Here is a 17,086-nt window from a genome sequence, read left to right on the forward strand (position 1 = left end):
TCTATCCTCTCCCTCCTTTTTGTTTGCTTCCTAACAGAAGTTTGATTCCTCCAGCGATCAACAGCAGGCAAACGACCGTCGTTTGAAAGAACTGATGATATAAAGCGTAAATATCGACATGGAAAAGCGCTGAAAGGTGCGATGCAAAGGCTGGGAGAAAAATGCTGTCCAACAAATAATAGAGACCTAATAACACTAAGCCGATCCCCAACCATTTTTGATGGTGAACAAAATAAGAAACAATCGGTTCATCCTTTAATTCCTTTTCACCATAGCTTGACGCTTTTTGCAGCGCATCGAAAAAACTATAAAACCAAATAATTGGAATAAGGAAGAAGAAAGCGGATAACCTTAATACATCCATCACATAAATGGTTAACAAAAAAGCGGCCATTAATTGCAGTCCCCTCTTTTGTAGCCCTAAATACATATGCCCTGCTCCGGGAAATATGGACAGCAGCATAGCGATGGTTTTGCTTTTTCTTCCATCCTGACGAAGGTTCTCTAATTCCTGGAAAATGGCGCGATCAGCCAGCGGTTCGCCTCTTTGCTTGCGATTCAGCTGCTGAACCGTATCAAACATGCTGTAAATCCAAATGATTGGCAAAATACCTAAAAAGATTAAAAAGCTCCCTTGGTTTGTTAGCACGGCGACAAAGAAAATCATCATCATGAGTCCAAAAAAGCTGACCAATAGTGTCAATCCGCGATTCATAAGCCCCAATTGCAAATGGCCAAGCCCTGGAACGAATGATAACAAGATCGTATAAAATTTCTCACTGTCCTGATTGCCTCCTTCTTGAGCAGCCATATGCTCCGGCTGTCTTTGCATCAAAATGCGAATGATGTCAAGCATGCTGATTAGCCAGATCATGAATGAAAGCAGCACGAGCAAAAGCGGCTCTCTCTGACCTGTTAAAACGAAAAGTCCCGCTCCCAGTACAATTGGAGCGAAAAAACTTAAATTATAAAAGACCCCTCTTCCTTTTTTATTTAAATACAAATGGCCTGCACCTGGAATGAACGATAAAAAGAATGCAACAAGTGGATGTTTTTTCATCGGCGATGCGGTTCCTCCTTTTGACTCAATTGGATACAATCAAGAAGCGAGATGGTTTTGTTCATCAACTGCTCTGCATAGGACGGCCGTTTTTCTGATATGCTTGCGCCTACAGCAGCGTTGGCAATCGATTGAAAAATCCCTGAAGACAAAAGCGTAATCGTAATCGCAGCAGCAATACCGTAATGAAGCAGCTTTTGCCCCACTTTTTCCTGCTGCTGGTGCGGCTCCTGTCGAACTTGTGCGATAATCTCATCAGCAGAAATAGAGAATCTAGAAGGAGAAGGCAAAGAAGCTGCATGTTCTTCCATCAGCTCCATATAGATCTCTAAACACCGATCACATGTATACAAATGATCCTCCATTTCGATTCTTTTCGCTTCGGTCAGTTGATCGCTTATAAACTGCTGCCATTCCTCTTTTGAATAGCGACTCATTGAAAATCGCCCTCCTTCCAATGCTTTCGGAGCCAATGGCGCGCTCGATACAGCTTGGTTTCCACCGTTTTGACGGCTATATTTTGCTCTTTGGCAATTTGCTGATATGATTTTTCTTCAATATAATAAGCATAAATAATTTCTCGATAGCTAGGCGGGATCTCCTCCAGCCTTCGCCGCACTTGTTCTTTTTCCGCTTTTTTGATGACGAGCTGCTCTACATTTTCAGCAGCTTCTGGTTCCGTTGCTTCGAGCGCTTCTTCTCGCTTTCGTTCCCTTTTACGCTTCACATCAATGGCATAATTAACAGCAATGCGCGTAATCCAGGCTTTAAAACCTTGTGATTGGTATTGGGAGAGGGAAAGGAAAATTCGAACCAATACTTCTTGTGTCGCATCTTCTGCATCTTTTTCATGCCGGATGATCGAATATACCGTTTTATATAAGTAGTCACGGTATTTCTCGATTAGCATGCGCAAGGCGTGCTCGTCGCCGTTTTGAACTTTGTCTATTAGCACATCGTCTTGAATTCCACTCTCCCCCTTTCGATCCTTCTTCACTTATATAGACGAAATGGCTTGGCGCTTCCCCTACACTTTTTTTGTTTTTTATTTTTACCCCATTTTCTCTGAAGTGCGACGAGAGCAGGCTAACTGCAGATGGCTTGAACATCCAAGCCCCGTCTTTGTTTAGCCCATAAAAAAAGGCGCCCCTAAGCGCCTTTTTCCTTCGATTATTCTTGATTCTCCGATCCTTTTGCTTTTTGTTCCGCCAGCTCCTGCGTTAGCTGGTCGATGCTGCTCTTTACATTTCCTTTGCCTGAAAAGTTCTCAAGCATTTCTTTGACATCAATGCCAGAAGCCGCTTTTAGAGACTCCTGCAACGTCGCCATCAGATGGGTCGCATAGCCTGCAACACGATTGGCACCGCCATTCGCATCACTGCCGCCCGTGTCCACAATCGTAATCTTGTCAATATTAGCAAGCGGGCTTGCCACTTGTTTCGCATATTCAGGAAGCATTTTGATCATCATATCGAGAATGGCCGCTTGACCGTATTGTTCGAATGCCTCGGCAATTTTTTGTTTTGCTTCCGCTTCGGCCAGACCTTTTAAACGAATAACTTCCGCTTCGGCTTCCCCTTTTGCCTTTTCTGCTTCCGCCTTGGCCAGACCGTCAATGCGCACTTTCTCTGCCTCTGCTTTTGCCATTGCTTCCACCCGGTATTTTTGCGCATCGGCCTCCGCCATTTGTTTAGCTTTTTCCGCCGCCGCTGCCTGCTCCACTGCATAACGGTCGGCATCGGCTTTCTTTTTCACCTCTGAATCATATTGACGTTCACGGCGCAAAATTTCCTTTTCTTCAAGCTCAATTTGTTTTTGCCGCTCGATAATTTTGATTTGCATTTGCTGTTCAGTAACTTCCTGCTTCGCTTTCGCTTCTTCTAGGTGATAGGCTTGGTCCGCACGCGCTTTGGCAATATCTTGCTCACGCCGGAATTCGGCAAGCTTCAGCTGGTTCATTTTTTCAGATTCCGCAATTTCCGTCAAGCGCTCCAATTCGGCTTTACGAGCATCTTTATCCGCTTCAGCGCGCTTAATACGCGTTTCCTTTTCCGCCTCTGCGGTCGCAATGTCCGCATCGCGCTTCACTTGAGCAATGCGCGGTTTTCCTAACGCATCCAAGTAGCCATTTTTGTCACGTACATCTTTAATAGTAAACGAAACAATAACGAGCCCCATTTTCGCTAAATCATGAGAAGCAACACGCTGCACTTCTTGTGAAAACTTATCGCGGTTTTTATAAATTTCTTCTACTGTCATGGAGCCGAGAATGGAACGAAGATGCCCCTCCAGCACTTCTTTCGCTTCATTCTCCATATCTTGCTTGGACTTTCCTAGAAATTGCTCAGCGGCAGTAGCAATTTCGCCAATCGAACTGCCCACTTTAATAATGGCTACACCATCTGCCATAACCGGAACTCCTTGCTCGGTATAAACTTCCGGCGTTTGGACATCTAGTTTAATAGATAGCAAGCTCAATGGTTCAGCTTGTTGAAAAATCGGCAAGACGAATGTTCCGCCGCCCCGGACAATCTTAATCTTATTTCCTGATTCATCTACATGTACATTTTTGCTGCCAAGATAGCTGCCGGTTACGATTAAAGCTTCATCTGGTCCAACGGTACGGTACCGCATCATAAAAATGGCAACCAGTCCAAGCAGCAACACAACGACTACTCCGATAACAATTAAAATCGGCGTCATACAAGCTCCCCCTTTATTTATGAAATATAATATGGATCACGCTTCGCCACTACAGCGACACCGTTTTCCATGCTAACCACAATCACCTCTGCTTCCAACGGGATTTCCTCATTTTTCAAGCTTTTTGCCGGTTTTGAAATGGCACCGCTTGCCCGCTGAATTAAAATTTCGCCGAATCCATCTGCCGGCACCGTAATAATCACCTTAGCTCTGCACCCTTCTAAATCCTCTTGAGCATAGTTCAGGGAGGACTCCGCTGAGCGAAGTGGAACAAACACAAAAAAGTGCAAAAGCAACACGACAATCAGTGCAACTCCTGCGCTGATGAGCCCAATGAAATAAGAGGATGCTGCGGTGTAGCGCTCAAGCAAATACCCAGTAGCGCTGAGAACGGTAAAAAAGGATAAAAATAATTGAGGGCTTAATAAGGGATGATCGAATGCATCAAAGATGCCATCTAACACATCGCTTAACAAAATATAAAGAAAGGTTAAGCTGCCGCTGATGACCAGCGTAAATAAATAAACCGTCTCGATTGGATACCCAAACATCGCTTCCCCCCCTTTTTTGCCCGATTCATCTGTATATACGAATCTTCTAAGCGAACGGTTTCAGTTTTTCCATCATTTTGATAAAATTTCCTTTTCTTTATTTTACTAAATTTTCACTTCTTTTTCATCAAAATTCGCTAAAATTTTATGAATAAACAGTCATCCCCAATGAAAAAATGGGGGACAGTCTCGAAGCATGCCCATCCAGCAAGTGATATTCAGGTTTTTTATTCGATCATCAACATGTCTGATGACCTCCCTCACCTCCATTCCGTTTAAGGGACGGGAGAATTCCTGATGGATGAACACAGCTTTAACTTTTTATTTGCAAAATGAAAAACCAAATGATTGAGGTTATACTTGATAATAGAAAACTGAATAAAAGCCACGAATTTTGAATGCCACCGTACAGTAAGAGTTTGCATTAGGAAAGAAGGGAGAACGAATGAAGCTGCTGCTTGCAGAGGATGATGTATATTTAGGAGAACTTATCGTTCACATGCTAAAGAAAAAAGGAGCCGATCAAGTCGATTGGGTGCAGGAAGGAGAAGAAGCTTACGATTATGCGCTCGCTTCTTTTTATGATGTGCTCATTTTAGACTGGATGCTCCCAAATGGCGATGGCGTCGAGATTTGCAAGCGACTGCGCAAGCAAGGATATTCAGGTGCGATTCTCATGCTTACCGCTAAAGACGCCGTACAAGATCGCGTCCAGGGCCTTGAAGCAGGAGCCGACGACTATCTTGTCAAACCATTTGAAATTGAAGAGCTAGTAGCTCGCTTGAAAGCATTATCGCGCCGGACATTTATCCCAATTCAAGAAGAAATCGTCCGTTTTAAAGATTTTACCTTAAATCGCACAAGCCATACGCTGCATCGAGGCGGCCAAGAGATCTTTTTGACGCCGCGCGAATTTCAGTTGCTCGATTTGCTCCTGCAAAACAAAGGGCGGGCTTTATCCCGCGACATCTTGTTAGATCGAATCTGGGGATATGATGCCGATGTTTCTCTCAAAACGATTGATGCGACTGTCAAGCTGCTTCGCAAAAAGCTGGATGCAGACATGATTCAAACCGTGCGCGGGGTGGGATACAAAATTGATGAATAAATGGGGAGATTTTTTTAAAAATGTAAAAAATCATGATATATTCCGCCTCGCCCACTGGCGCCTTACCATTTTGTACAGCGGCATTTTCATGATTTTCTTAACTGCCTTTATCCTGATTGTTTGCTTTCTTCTCTATATGATTGTCACCAACGACCAAGAACGGAGAATTGCTAGCCTTGCCAATCAGGAAAAGAAAGTGATTGAGCAGTTTCTGATCAAACAAAGCGATTTCGATCTTATGGACAATGAAAATATTTTGTTTTTAAGCGAGGATCAATTCTTTTTTTATGTAATCGACATGAATGGACAGCTTCTCATGGGCGATGAAGTGAATCAGGACATGCGCCCCTTGCTTCTTGAATCGCTGGCACAATCGGCACCAGAGCAAAATAAGCAAAAATATATAGAGGTTCGTCTGCCCGCATACATGAGCAAGTTTTCAAGATTTCATACAAATGAGCTAAAAATTTTAACCGCAGCTCGCCCCGTTGTTGTTCATGGCAATTTGATCGGCATGTTGTATGTAGGTATGGATGTCACCTCATTTTCGAGTGTATTTAAATGGCTTTGGATCGTTCTGATCAGCTTAGCGGTTTTATTTATTGGCATTGCTGTTTTGCTGAGCTACTTTCTGTCCAGGCGGACGCTCGTCCCCATTCATGAAGCTTACAACCGCCAGCACCAATTTGTGGCCGATGCTTCTCACGAGCTGCGCACCCCGCTGAGCGTGATTTTTTCATCGGTGGAAGCTCTTGAAATGGAAGAAGAAATCACAAACAACGAATTTGCGCAAAAGATGTTGCACCGTTTGCGCGAGGAGATCAAACGAATGAATAAGCTCATGACTGATTTGCTTACATTAGCGCGCGCAGATGCTAGAAACGCCGCGCTTGAGCTTGCGAAGGAGGCATTTGATTTCCGCCCTCATGCGGAACGAACGCTGCAGCTGTTAGCGGATGTGGCCGCAAAGAAAAGCATTAAATTGCAATTTCAAGCGCCTGAATCAGCACAAATGATCGGCGATGCCGACAAGCTGACGCAATTGCTTTATATTTTGCTAGACAATGCCATCAAGTATACCCCGAACGGAGGCCATGTCACGCTATCGATTCATATTGAGAAAGCAAAGCAGCGCCGGCTGATCATTTCTGTTAAAGATACAGGCATAGGCATTCCAAAAGAAGAAATCGGCCGCATTTTTGATCGCTTCTATCGCGTCGATAAAGCAAGGTCACGGCAGCAAGGAGGGCATGGTCTTGGCCTTTCCATTGCCAAATGGATCGTCAACGCCCACGGCGGAACGATTGATGTCCAAAGCGAGCTGGGGAAAGGTACTGAATTTATTGTTACCATTCCTTTTTAACATGCTTTCCATTTGTGGAAGGCATGTTTTTATTTTAAATTGTCTTGAGAGCTCTTGACCGATAAGGAATGCGGACAATGGCAGTGTGGGACTCAGGATGAGAACGTTTATCAACAGTTAATAAAAAATTTTCTTTTCTCCCTTCTTTTTTCACCTGATTTTCTCTTTTTTTCTTTACAATGCGAATTGTAAGCAGCCATGCGAGAAAACTCAGCAAAAAAAGGGGGTGAGAAGTGATGAAACGGCCCAATCTATTTCTTATTCTTCTCGCAACAATCGCTGCTGTGAGTGGATTGTGTTTGCTCATAAATGCCGGGTTTTCTGGAAGAGTACAAGCGATCCCAGTCATGGACATGCTCCATCGCCATGATTTATTTATGGGACGCCACTATGTTGATCACAGTCCACCCATGATCAGAATCTATGAAAACAGTTGGGCCATATGGAGTCTCTTCCCTCTGTTGATGAAATGGACCATGATCATCAGCGGCTGGATGCTTTGGAGAACAGTCAAAAGCTCTAGCGGATGGAAATGGGGAGGCTTGGCCCTTATGGGAATCGGCATCACGGCACTTCTGCCTAAAATATTGCTTGTTCCGCTTATCTTATTTGCGATTTATATGATGTATCACAAGCGACAAGTCCGTGAAGAATGGCCAACAGTTGCCCCTTCATCCGGACAAGCCATAGATTTTCTAGATGAATGGGAAAAAACGATACAGAAAAAGGAGGAGTAGAGACGTGGGGATTTTCAAGCGCCTGAAGCGGATCGTCACGGCCGATTTGCACGATTGGATTGACAAATGTGAAGATCCTATTCGCATGACGAAGCAATATCTTCGTGAGTTAAATGAGCAGATTGACAACACCCAGCAAGCACTCGCCCAGCAATTCGCCATCCAGCAGCGCTATGAAATGCTCATTCATCGTACCGAAGAAATCGTGAAAAAAAGAGAACGCCAGGCCAAGCTCGCTATCGAAAAAGAAGAAGAGGCCATCGCAAAAATGGCCCTGCAAGAAAAAATATCCTATGAGAAAAAACTTGAGACATACAAACAGCAGTATAACACATTAATGGAAAAAACAACATACTTAAATGAACAGCTAAAGAAACTGAAAGAAAAGTATGAAGAGCTAAAAATCAAGCATTTTGATTTCATTGCACGAGCTCATGCCGCCAAAGCCATTACAGATGTCAACACGTCACTCGTTTCTTTCAATCCGGAACAGATCCTAAAAGGATTTGAACGTATCGAAGAACATGTTCGGTCCCTTGAAGCAAAAGCCAAAGCAAGCACATACGTATATGAAACACAAAAAACGTTGTCCCTGCCTCCCGTTTTTCATGAAGAAGTAGAACAAGAGCTAGCCAAATTAAAAACAGCCAAATAAAAACGCGTACCCCCCTTTCATATAGATCACCCCCTTGCCAGCTGGCAAGGGGGATATGTGTTTAGGAGATAATCGATTGATATCGGTCTAAGAGGCTTTGGCCATACATCGTACATGCAAGTAAAAACGCGCCAAGTCCAATATACAAAACCAACCATAGCCACTTCGTTTTTGTATCTGACGCATAATACACTTTTTCTTTTCGCATAGCTTCCTCGCCATCACGGATGGCCTCTTCCAGCTCGTCTTTAGCCTTAAGCAACTTTTCCTCATCGATCATCCAAAAGCTTGTAGCATTTAATAGCAAATCAAGGTTTTCTTTGTAGATCAGCGCTTGATGCTTTCGCAATTTTTGCTGATCCTGTATAACCGGTACGTAACGTTTTCTATCGATTTCCATGCGGCTTTGCTCTTCTGCCCATTTTCGGCGCATCTCATATTGCTCCTGTTCGGTTGCTGACCGATATGCTTCCAATTGCTCAAGAGCATGCTTGTCTGCTTCTTGTTCCACCTTTAGCATTTCATAACGAAAAGCCTGCCTCATCAGCTCCCAGCATTTCATCGCTCCAAAAAGCAAGATCAAAGCTAATATTCCGTTCGGGCGCCAAATCCAATAAAGCGCTCCTCCTACCAATCCAAAAAACCAGATTTTTGGAGAGATCACCCCCACAATTCTTCCGCCGTCAAGAGGATGGATCGGAAGCAAATTAAATAAATTAATGATCGCTCCCAGCGCGATTACAAGTCCCCAAAAAGGATCCTCTGTCATCCAATACAGCGGAAAAGCCGGCAAAAACGCCAATGTCCCCCACAGCGGCCCGGCATATGCTAAATAAGCTTCATCATTCGCTGATTCTGGTTGTTTTTTCAGCGCCACCACCGCACCAATGAAAGGGAGAAAAATCGCTTTAGACGTCGGTATGCCTTTTTTCCGCGCTGCCACGAGATGACCCATTTCATGCACATAAATCAGATAGATCAACGCCACAGCAAACTTCCATCCATAGACAAGCGCATATAAGCCAAAAGAAATAAATAAAGAAATGAGAGAGCTTAGCTTCAAAAATTTTGCAAGCGCCAACAGCCATTTTAGCTTTCCGGCCATAAACAACCCGACAGTCCCTATCGTCACCCACGCTTTTTTCATCCGTGTCAATCCGTTCAATCTTCCTTTCATTTGCGATGCATTTTAAATTCAAGGAACAGTTCATTGTAATAAGCGAGCATCCGTTTTCCCAAATTCTCGTACACTTCTAATCGGCCAATCGAATGGAAATCAGGATAAAACCGTTGATCCTTTACCACTTCTTTTGGCATATATTCCAGCGCTTTTTTGTTTGGCGTGGAATAGCCAACATATTCAGCATTCGCCGCCGCATGCTTCGGATCGAGCATAAAATTAATAAACTGATGCGCTCCTTCAATATTTTTTGCCGTTTTCGGAATCACCATATTATCAAACCATAGATTGGAGCCTTCCTTTGGCACAACATAGTCCAGCTTGTCATTTTCCGCAATAATTTCCGCCGCATCGCCAGACCACACGACCCCAATCGCCGCTTCTTCATTGGCCAGCAACATCTTTATTTCGTCACCGACAATCGCCTTCACATTGGGCGTCAAGGAATCAAGCTTTCTTTTGGCCTGCAATAAATGCGCTTGATTCGTATCATTTAATGAATAATGAAGACTGTTTAGCGCCATTCCCATCACTTCTCGGGCCCCGTCGACAAGCAAAATTTGATTCCGCAAATCCTTGTTCCATAAATCATTCCAGCTTGTCAGCTTTTTGCCGCCAAGCATTTCTGAATTATAGACGATTCCGACCGTGCCCCAAAAATACGGCACAGAATATTGATTGCCCGGATCAAATGATAGATTCAAAAAACGCGAATCGAGGTATTTCAAATTCGGCAGCTTGGAATGATCAAGCGGAAGAAGCATTCCTTCCTCTTTCATTTTGCTGATCGCATACTCTGACGGTACCGCTACATCAAAGGTCGTTCCCCCTTGAGCGATTTTTGCCATCATAGCTTCGTTCGAATCAAAGGTTTGATAAATGACCTTCCATCCCGTCTCTTTTTCAAATTCCTTAATCAGCTTCGGGTCAATATAGTCGCCCCAATTATAAACAGTCAGCGTATGGTTTCCAGCATAGCCTTCTGATTCATTTAGGCCATAGGATATATAAAGTAAGGCGACAGTAATCAGCAAAACAGCAGCAAACGATTGAACAAGCCTTCTCATCTGCGCCCTCCTTCCCCATACAAACGGCCGCCTTTTTGGCTAATGACATAATATCCAACGACAAGAAGGACCGTAAATAAAAACAGAAGGGTCGACAACGCATTGATCGACAAGGAAATCCCTTGCCGCGCTCGTGAATAAATTTCCACCGACAACGTCGAAAAGCCGTTTCCGGTTACGAAAAACGTCACAGCAAAGTCATCAAGTGAATATGTAAGCGCCATAAAGAATCCGGCAAAAATACCGGGTGTAATAAACGGCAAAATGACTCGTGTTAACACTTGCCATTGATTCGCCCCTAAATCGTGCGCCGCATCCATTAAAGTCGGACTCATTTCCTGCAGCTTTGGCAGCACCATCAATACGACAATCGGAACACTGAAGGCAATATGTGATAAGAGAACAGAGATAAACCCCAGCTTGATTCCGGCAATCGTAAATAAAATTAAAAACGAGGCACCAATAATGACATCAGGACTTACGATGAGCACATTGTTAAACGTAAGCAGCAAATTTTTGGCTCTCCGTCTTTTTACATAATAAATCGAAAGCGCCCCCGCCACACCTAAAATCGTCGAGATCGTAGCCGATAACAAAGCGATCACAAGCGTATTGATGACAATAATTAAAAGGCGAGGATCATGAAATACCTCCTTGTACCATTCGAAGGTAAATCGCTGAAAATGATGCATCGTGCCGCCGCTATTAAACGAATAATACATAAGATAAAAAATAGGCATATATAAAATGACAAATACGATCACTAAATAAATTTGTCCCCATGTCCGATTTCGCTTCATCTGCCTTCCTCACTTCCGGTTTCCTGTTAACCCGATAATAACCGCCATTGCAATCATTAAAAACACGGCAATGGTCGCTCCCATTCCCCAATCCTGGGTCACGAGGAAATGCTCCTCAACCGCCGTCCCCAGAGTAATGACGCGATTGCCAGCGATTAAACGCGTAATCATGAACAGAGATAATGACGGGATAAACACCGCTTGGCAGCCCGCTTTTACACCATGCAGCGTCAATGGAAACACAACGCGGCGGAATGTCGTCCATGCGGAAGCCCCGAGATCGCGTGCAGCATCCACAAGCGACGGATTCAGCTCTTCAAGCGCATTGAAAATAGGAAGCACCATAAACGGGATAAAAATATAAACCGATACGAAAACAAAGCTAAAGTCTGTAAATAAAATTTGCTTTTTGCCGATTCCCAACATTTCCAAAATAGCATTAGCCAAGCCGAACGTTCCAAAAATGCCTAAAAAAGCATACGCCTTCAGCAACAAATTGACCCACGTCGGCAAAATAATCAATAAAAGCCATAGCTGCTTATGTTTCGTTTTTGTTAAAAAATAAGCGGTTGGATAAGCAATCAGCAACGAAAACAACGTAATTAAAAACGCATACCAAAACGAATTCAGCGCCATTTTCAAGTAGATAGGAGTAAAAAATTTCTCGTAATTGGCAATGGTCCATTTTCCTTCAATATCGAAAAAGGAATAATACACAATAAGCAAAATGGGCGCCGCGACAAATAAAGCGATCCACAACACATACGGAATTAAATAAAGGTTACGCACATTATGTCTCATGGCGGCCATCATCCGTCTCCCCCATGTGCATGACATGAATCGCCTCCGGTTCAAAATAAAGGCCGATCTCTTCTCCAACTTCCGCTTTTTTCGTAGAATGGACAAGCCACTCATTGCCGTTTTCATCATAGGCGCAAATTTCATAGTGCACGCCGCGGAACAACAGAGAATCTACCCGCACACGCAAATTGCCGCGCTCCGGTGCCGTCATTTCTAAATCCTCTGGGCGAATGACAATCTCGACGTGTTCATTTGGCAAAAATCCGCTGTCTACGCATTCAAACTGTTTTCCGGCAAATTCCACAAGAAAATCTTGAATCATGCGTCCCGGCAAAATGTTCGATTCGCCGATGAAATCCGCAACAAACCGATTCACGGGTTCATCATAAATATCTTTCGGCGTGCCACTTTGCTGAATTTTTCCTTTGTTTAGCACAAAAATTTGATCCGACATCGCCAGCGCTTCTTCTTGATCATGTGTAACGAAGATAAAGGTAATGCCTAATCGGCGCTGCAGCTCCCTTAATTCATATTGCATTTCTGTCCGCAGCTTCAAATCAAGCGCTGATAGCGGTTCATCAAGCAGCAGCACCTCCGGCTCGTTCACAATCGCACGCGCAATCGCCACCCGTTGCCGTTGTCCGCCCGACATTTCTTGAATTCTACGATTTTCATATCCTTCTAAATTGACAAACCGCAGCGCTTCCTTCACTTTTTTATCAATCTCGGCCTGCTTCATTTTTTTAATGCGCAGCCCGAATGCCACATTTTCAAACACATCCAAATGAGGAAATAAGGCATAATCTTGAAACACGGTATTCACTTGCCGCTTATTAGCCGGAACCTGATTGATCGGCTGATCATGAAAATAAATCGTTCCGCGCGACGGCTCAATAAAGCCCGCAATCAGCCGCAGAATCGTCGTCTTTCCGCATCCTGACGGCCCCAGCAGCGTATAAAACTTTCCTCTCTCAATTTCGAAGCTTACATCGTCAAGCACCGCAACCCCATCATACAGCTTTGTCACACGCTCAAAGCGGATGATTGCATCTTTCAACTTCCAGCCCTCCATTGTATGCAAAATCGGCGAACCAATCATTCGCTTTACTATCATTCCTATTAGAACATGTGAAAGTCGAAAGCGCAACGGGAAATTTTCTAAAAAACAGAAAAGATCCGCTCCTTTCCAGATTCGCATAAAGCAGGAGCGGAAAAACGGCAGACGATGACAAAATAAGGGCGGCGGAGCCATCCATACAATGAAGCCGCCTAGAACACCGAAGATCGGAAGAGGGTGACAGACTTGTCTCTGTCACAAAAGCACACAGCAAAGAATCGAACAGCAAGCGGTCTAGTTCAAAACATTGATCACCTTAAGTTGAATTCCTTATAGTTAAGATTAAAAACGCATTGTTGATATAAAAAAACAGAAAATTAAAGTAAAATTTATAAAAAGTATACCCGTGATGCTAGATAAAATCAGACAAGCATAAAAAATAGCCCTTGCATGAGGATCTCCTTAAAATGAAAGTGCGACCAAACATTGAAAAGGAGAATTCACATGCAAGAGCACTTTCATTTTACAACAGATCGTGCCAAACTTCAAAAACAATATGGATCGATTTTGTGTTTTGTATCCGCTCCACTATCCAGTATCCAGATTCATCTTCAACGTCGAAATCGTCATTTGTTGAAACAAAAGGACGAGGTCATCATCGCCGTTCATGTCCTTGGAAAGTTGTTAGGCTTCACTTCCGAACGGGCTTGGCACCGGTTTGTGATCGGGAATTTGTTTTCCAAGGACCTTGTTCCCTGAACGTTCTCGATACAACCGTCGTTGCCGAGCGCTTGGCTTGGCGATCAAGTGGAGGCGGCACCAACTGGCCAAGCGTGGACAACACCATGCGTATGCGGTCGTGGACAGTTTGCCGATCGAGTTGTGTCATTCATCCTTCATCCCGAATGTATCGCGCCAAACGGTTTCGTGGAATCGCCGATATGGACGATTGTGCTTCCAAAAGGATCATGTTCTATGGGTGGAAACTTCATCTGCAGGTCACCGACCAAGGGCTTCCGATGGGATAGATTGTCACCAAAGCATCCTGTCACGACCGGACAACTGCGAAAACCGCCGTAGATGAGCCAAAACTTGTGAAAGAAACTGTATAGTGAACACGAAATTGCTTTTTGGATGCCCGTTCGGAAAAAACATCAATCGAAAGCATAAAAACGATGGATGAAACGAAAGCGCAAAGTCATGGAAACCGTGTTTTCCGTTCTCGTTGATCAGTACCGGATCACAGAGATTCGAGCCAACTCTGTTTCCGGATTTGAATCAGCTTTCGATGACATTTTACTAGCTTATTCCCTCGTCATTCTTAGGCTAGTTGAGCGTTAGGGTTCAACTAGCCCTAGGGGATAAAAGAAATATTATATTTCTTACTGTCTCTTAATTTACTATTTCAAAAAGCCCCGGTAACTTATTAATATCTTCATCCATAACCTTCTTTATAATTTTTAGATATAAATCTTGCTTAAAATCTTCCCTATATTCAATTGGAATCTGGTTAAGTACTTTTGTTATAGCCGGCTTAAGCATTTTGATTACTTCTTCTATTAAAATTTTTTTATCCATCATAAGCTCACCCCCTTTCCATACAACTGCTATCAAATGAACGACAGCATCGCTAACCTTTCTAGTGTTTTCTCGAATTGATACAATAAATAGTTATTAGAAACCTAATGTTCTTAATAAGTTAGACAATATTAAAGTCATTCATTACACCATTGTCTCCTTAACTTGTTCAATGCTAATTTTTTCGTTTTAGAAACAGCCTGTTGTGAAATTCCTAATTTATCAGCTATTTCCTTATCCCTCATGTTTTGAAAAAAAGAATACTTAATCACTTCTTTTTGACGTTTTGTAAGGACTTTTATTGAGTTTCGAATAACTTCATTAGTTATGTTATCTTCCCAATTTTCTAAAGATATATTTGAGACATATTGAGAATAATCAGCAATCATATCTTTCATGGTAATATTTTCTTCCTCGTCAATAGGAGAATCTAAAATCACCAAAAATCTATCAGCTATTTTTCTTCTTTTCTTATCAAAATGTTTTGCCTCAAAGCTAATCGTTTTTGAGAAGTACGAAAATGTCTTAATTTTCAAATAATAAATTTTAAACGCTTCATCTAATCTTTCTAAATTTTCATTTGAAGGTTGAGATAAGTACATTTTTAAAAGTTGCTCTCCCTTTTCACTTCTAATAAAAGCATTAAACAAACGATTTTGAACGGTCTCTAAACTACATAGACCTTTCACAATATGAATCCCTCCTTGTAAGATTATTGCAAAAAAATGAATAAAGATTCATTTTTTAATTAAGAAGACAGAAAATTTTCTTATCTATATAATAATAAAGGGAGTTCAAATCTTTAAAAATAAACCATATATATAAAAATATAGGTTCTCAATGTAGAGATATTCGGATTCTTTAACAAAGTTTAGAAGAAAATATAAATGATCCTTATTTCGGAGAAATTGATATCAAATAGCTTGAGGAATGAGCCTTATAATAAATCAAACAATTCAAAAAAATAGTTTTCCGAATACAAAAATTTGATATAATGAAAAAAATGGCTATACGGGGAGATATTAGATGAAAAAGCTACTTATAAGTATTGTTGTAATTGTTATTTTTATCGGAGGTGGCTACTGGTTACATAGCCGTCAGCCTTATGATGAAGAATACCTAATCCCGAAAAATTTTAAAGGATGTATTTATATTGTGTATAATATACAAGGAGCCCCTCCCTTAACGGTAAGAGAACACACTATTTTTTATACGTTCGATCAGAATGGGGTGCTGATCACATCCTCTCCTGAAGATTTTGGATGGGAAGGAAAATTACAATCTGGATTTTTTAAAACCCATTATTTTTATATTGATGAAAATGGAAAAAAAATAGCCAAAATCCCACAGGAAATGATTGGACAAGTTGTATTAGGTGACTATACTAATGAGCACGCGGTCACTATTACAAGAAAGACCTTCTCTATTGGGGATCCACACGCAACATGTGATACTAATTATAATGAGCTTTTAAAAAAGTTAGAGAAAAACTATAACATAAATTTCTGAAAAATGATGAAAATAGTTGTTATTTCATTCTCCCAAACTCCTTTTTTAAGTGTAAGGTACAGCATCTTACAAAAACTTAAAAAGGAGTTGTTTATATGGCTAAACTCGAGTTACGCGTACGTACATTTATCCCCCATCAAAGAATTTTTTTTACAGAAACAGCGACATCTTATATTTATTATCGAGGAGACAACCGTAATGAAGCATGGGAAGGAAGCTATCGTACATCACAGCGTTTCGTAATCGATACATCACCTTCAAACTATAGTGTATCAGCTTATGCTGATACAGGTACTACTGTTCGAGAAGTATACGACAAAACAACAGGTAAACTTATTTCTACGTCGTCAGCTAAAGCTTCAACCTCTGGTCTTACTTATAAAAAACGTGTCGAGGATGGTATTTTATATCTAGATATTAAATGTTCTGTGGCTAATCCATTAGAGCTTTTAGCACCAGCTATTGATTATGAATTTACCTTGAAGGTAACCCGTCTTGGAAGTGTCCGCATTACTGGACAACATGATGGGTTCCCAGCATACGAATTCTGGAGAAAATTTGATGGACAAAGCGCTGAATTAGTATGGTCTCACGATCCACGCGATACAGGAGAAGGGATCTATTCTCTATTTCCTCCAATGGAGCACTCCATTGACAAAGGCTTAGCTGCTTAATCCATCAGCTTTATAGTTTTTCGGGTAAAGAGCCATGTTCACAAAACGATCCTGGCTCTTTATTTTTTGAAAAGCAACACAATACAATAGAAAACAAAATCAAAAAGATCATTCTGGCTATTGGAATTTTTTGTAGTTAAGGATAGAAAGAGCACTGCAATCGCTCTTTCAGATATTTATTAAGTTTCAATCCATCTTAATTTAATTTATTAAGTTTCAATCCATCTTAATTTAATAAATATG

19 protein-coding genes and 1 pseudogene are annotated in these 17,086 nt (G+C 42.0%); 7 read left to right on the top strand and 13 right to left on the bottom strand.

Annotated features, from left to right (window positions below):
* Position 1: 1 nt before the first annotated feature.
* From GFC28_RS10695 to GFC28_RS10715, 5 genes are all read right to left on the bottom strand, one after another.
* Complete coding sequence (locus tag GFC28_RS10695) at positions 2-1,060, bottom strand: hypothetical protein (protein ID WP_044741388.1); 1,059 nt, start codon at positions 1,058-1,060, stop codon at positions 2-4.
* Positions 1,057-1,497, bottom strand: coding sequence for an anti-sigma factor (locus GFC28_RS10700; RefSeq protein ID WP_044741387.1), 441 nt, complete (start codon positions 1,495-1,497; stop codon positions 1,057-1,059). Before GFC28_RS10700 ends, GFC28_RS10695 begins: the two co-directional genes overlap by 4 nt.
* Entirely contained in the window at positions 1,494-2,015 is a 522-nt protein-coding gene (locus GFC28_RS10705; protein ID WP_231883412.1) for an RNA polymerase sigma factor, read from the bottom strand. The genes GFC28_RS10700 and GFC28_RS10705 overlap by 4 nt, the downstream gene beginning before the upstream one ends.
* Before the next feature lie 215 nt (positions 2,016-2,230).
* The gene (locus tag GFC28_RS10710) at positions 2,231-3,763 is read right to left on the bottom strand and encodes a flotillin lipid rafts scaffold protein FloT (RefSeq protein ID WP_044741385.1); all 1,533 of its coding nucleotides are present in this window, start codon (positions 3,761-3,763) and stop codon (positions 2,231-2,233) included.
* Between the two features lie 17 nt (positions 3,764-3,780).
* Positions 3,781-4,314 carry an NfeD family membrane protein gene (locus GFC28_RS10715; protein WP_044741384.1) on the bottom strand — a complete coding sequence of 178 codons (534 nt, stop codon included), beginning with the start codon at positions 4,312-4,314 and terminating at the stop codon, positions 3,781-3,783.
* A gap of 445 nt (positions 4,315-4,759) precedes the next feature.
* Here GFC28_RS10715 and GFC28_RS10720 point away from each other — a divergent pair, with 445 nt between their 5' ends.
* Both GFC28_RS10720 and GFC28_RS10725 read left to right on the top strand, forming a co-directional pair.
* The gene (locus GFC28_RS10720; protein ID WP_044741383.1) at positions 4,760-5,422 is read left to right on the top strand and encodes a response regulator transcription factor; all 663 of its coding nucleotides are present in this window, start codon (positions 4,760-4,762) and stop codon (positions 5,420-5,422) included.
* Positions 5,412-6,785, top strand: coding sequence for a sensor histidine kinase (locus GFC28_RS10725; protein WP_044741382.1), 1,374 nt, complete (start codon positions 5,412-5,414; stop codon positions 6,783-6,785). The genes GFC28_RS10720 and GFC28_RS10725 overlap by 11 nt, the downstream gene beginning before the upstream one ends.
* 34 nt (positions 6,786-6,819) lie before the next feature.
* Here GFC28_RS10725 and GFC28_RS19300 read toward each other — a convergent pair whose 3' ends face one another.
* Positions 6,820-7,134, bottom strand: a complete 315-nt coding sequence (locus GFC28_RS19300; protein WP_156487528.1) for a hypothetical protein — start codon at positions 7,132-7,134, stop codon at positions 6,820-6,822.
* Positions 7,135-7,246: 112 nt separating this feature from the next.
* Here GFC28_RS19300 and GFC28_RS19305 point away from each other — a divergent pair, with 112 nt between their 5' ends.
* Together GFC28_RS19305 and GFC28_RS10735 are read left to right on the top strand one after the other, a co-directional pair.
* A complete protein-coding gene (locus GFC28_RS19305; RefSeq protein ID WP_156487529.1) occupies positions 7,247-7,522 on the top strand; it encodes a hypothetical protein in 276 nt (91 codons plus the stop codon).
* Positions 7,523-7,526: 4 nt separating this feature from the next.
* Positions 7,527-8,177, top strand: a complete 651-nt coding sequence (locus GFC28_RS10735) for a PspA/IM30 family protein (RefSeq protein WP_044741381.1) — start codon at positions 7,527-7,529, stop codon at positions 8,175-8,177.
* Between the two features lie 61 nt (positions 8,178-8,238).
* On the opposite strand, the gene GFC28_RS10740 is transcribed toward GFC28_RS10735, so the two are convergent.
* From GFC28_RS10740 to GFC28_RS10760, 5 genes are read right to left on the bottom strand one after another with little or no spacing between them, the layout of a single operon-like run.
* Entirely contained in the window at positions 8,239-9,324 is a 1,086-nt protein-coding gene (locus tag GFC28_RS10740; protein ID WP_044741399.1) for a site-2 protease family protein, read from the bottom strand.
* A 26-nt stretch (positions 9,325-9,350) separates the two neighbouring features.
* Positions 9,351-10,424, bottom strand: coding sequence for an ABC transporter substrate-binding protein (locus tag GFC28_RS10745; protein ID WP_044741380.1), 1,074 nt, complete (start codon positions 10,422-10,424; stop codon positions 9,351-9,353).
* The gene (locus GFC28_RS10750) at positions 10,421-11,224 is read right to left on the bottom strand and encodes an ABC transporter permease (protein ID WP_044741379.1); all 804 of its coding nucleotides are present in this window, start codon (positions 11,222-11,224) and stop codon (positions 10,421-10,423) included. Before GFC28_RS10750 ends, GFC28_RS10745 begins: the two co-directional genes overlap by 4 nt.
* Positions 11,225-11,233: 9 nt before the next feature.
* Positions 11,234-12,025, bottom strand: a complete 792-nt coding sequence (locus GFC28_RS10755) for an ABC transporter permease (protein WP_044741398.1) — start codon at positions 12,023-12,025, stop codon at positions 11,234-11,236.
* Positions 12,015-13,082: an ABC transporter ATP-binding protein gene (locus tag GFC28_RS10760; RefSeq protein ID WP_369818734.1), complete on the bottom strand. Its 1,068-nt coding sequence runs from the start codon at positions 13,080-13,082 to the stop codon at positions 12,015-12,017. Before GFC28_RS10760 ends, GFC28_RS10755 begins: the two co-directional genes overlap by 11 nt.
* Positions 13,083-13,586: 504 nt before the next feature.
* Here GFC28_RS10760 and GFC28_RS10765 point away from each other — a divergent pair.
* Positions 13,587-14,423: pseudogene (locus tag GFC28_RS10765) on the top strand (IS982 family transposase).
* Between the two features lie 51 nt (positions 14,424-14,474).
* Here the strand turns inward: GFC28_RS10765 and GFC28_RS10770 are convergent.
* Both GFC28_RS10770 and GFC28_RS10775 read right to left on the bottom strand, forming a co-directional pair.
* Positions 14,475-14,663 carry a hypothetical protein gene (locus GFC28_RS10770; RefSeq protein ID WP_044741378.1) on the bottom strand — a complete coding sequence of 63 codons (189 nt, stop codon included), beginning with the start codon at positions 14,661-14,663 and terminating at the stop codon, positions 14,475-14,477.
* Positions 14,664-14,797: 134 nt separating this feature from the next.
* Positions 14,798-15,349 carry a sigma-70 family RNA polymerase sigma factor gene (locus GFC28_RS10775; RefSeq protein WP_044741377.1) on the bottom strand — a complete coding sequence of 184 codons (552 nt, stop codon included), beginning with the start codon at positions 15,347-15,349 and terminating at the stop codon, positions 14,798-14,800.
* Between the two features lie 337 nt (positions 15,350-15,686).
* On the opposite strand from GFC28_RS10775, the gene GFC28_RS10780 reads away from it, so the two are divergent.
* Both GFC28_RS10780 and GFC28_RS10785 read left to right on the top strand, forming a co-directional pair.
* Positions 15,687-16,169: a DUF6843 domain-containing protein gene (locus GFC28_RS10780; RefSeq protein WP_044741376.1), complete on the top strand. Its 483-nt coding sequence runs from the start codon at positions 15,687-15,689 to the stop codon at positions 16,167-16,169.
* 95 nt (positions 16,170-16,264) lie between these two features.
* Positions 16,265-16,843, top strand: a complete 579-nt coding sequence (locus GFC28_RS10785) for a DUF3238 domain-containing protein (RefSeq protein WP_044741375.1) — start codon at positions 16,265-16,267, stop codon at positions 16,841-16,843.
* The last annotated feature ends 243 nt before the right edge of the window (positions 16,844-17,086 follow it).

It is taken from the genome of Anoxybacillus sp. B2M1, assembly GCF_001634265.1.
GTDB classification, from domain to species: Bacteria; Bacillota; Bacilli; order Bacillales; family Anoxybacillaceae; genus Anoxybacteroides; species Anoxybacteroides rupiense.

Coding starts and splice junctions, on each gene's coding strand:
- GFC28_RS10695 (WP_044741388.1), bottom strand. CDS start 1,060: ATGAAAAAACATCCACTTGTTGCATTCTTTTTATCGTTCATTCCAGGT.
- GFC28_RS10700 (WP_044741387.1), bottom strand. CDS start 1,497: ATGAGTCGCTATTCAAAAGAGGAATGGCAGCAGTTTATAAGCGATCAA.
- GFC28_RS10710 (WP_044741385.1), bottom strand. CDS start 3,763: ATGACGCCGATTTTAATTGTTATCGGAGTAGTCGTTGTGTTGCTGCTT.
- GFC28_RS10715 (WP_044741384.1), bottom strand. CDS start 4,314: ATGTTTGGGTATCCAATCGAGACGGTTTATTTATTTACGCTGGTCATC.
- GFC28_RS10720 (WP_044741383.1), top strand. CDS start 4,760: ATGAAGCTGCTGCTTGCAGAGGATGATGTATATTTAGGAGAACTTATC.
- GFC28_RS19300 (WP_156487528.1), bottom strand. CDS start 7,134: ATGACTGGGATCGCTTGTACTCTTCCAGAAAACCCGGCATTTATGAGC.
- GFC28_RS10740 (WP_044741399.1), bottom strand. CDS start 9,324: ATGAAAAAAGCGTGGGTGACGATAGGGACTGTCGGGTTGTTTATGGCC.
- GFC28_RS10745 (WP_044741380.1), bottom strand. CDS start 10,424: ATGAGAAGGCTTGTTCAATCGTTTGCTGCTGTTTTGCTGATTACTGTC.
- GFC28_RS10750 (WP_044741379.1), bottom strand. CDS start 11,224: ATGAAGCGAAATCGGACATGGGGACAAATTTATTTAGTGATCGTATTT.
- GFC28_RS10755 (WP_044741398.1), bottom strand. CDS start 12,025: ATGAGACATAATGTGCGTAACCTTTATTTAATTCCGTATGTGTTGTGG.
- GFC28_RS10770 (WP_044741378.1), bottom strand. CDS start 14,663: ATGATGGATAAAAAAATTTTAATAGAAGAAGTAATCAAAATGCTTAAG.
- GFC28_RS10780 (WP_044741376.1), top strand. CDS start 15,687: ATGAAAAAGCTACTTATAAGTATTGTTGTAATTGTTATTTTTATCGGA.
- GFC28_RS10785 (WP_044741375.1), top strand. CDS start 16,265: ATGGCTAAACTCGAGTTACGCGTACGTACATTTATCCCCCATCAAAGA.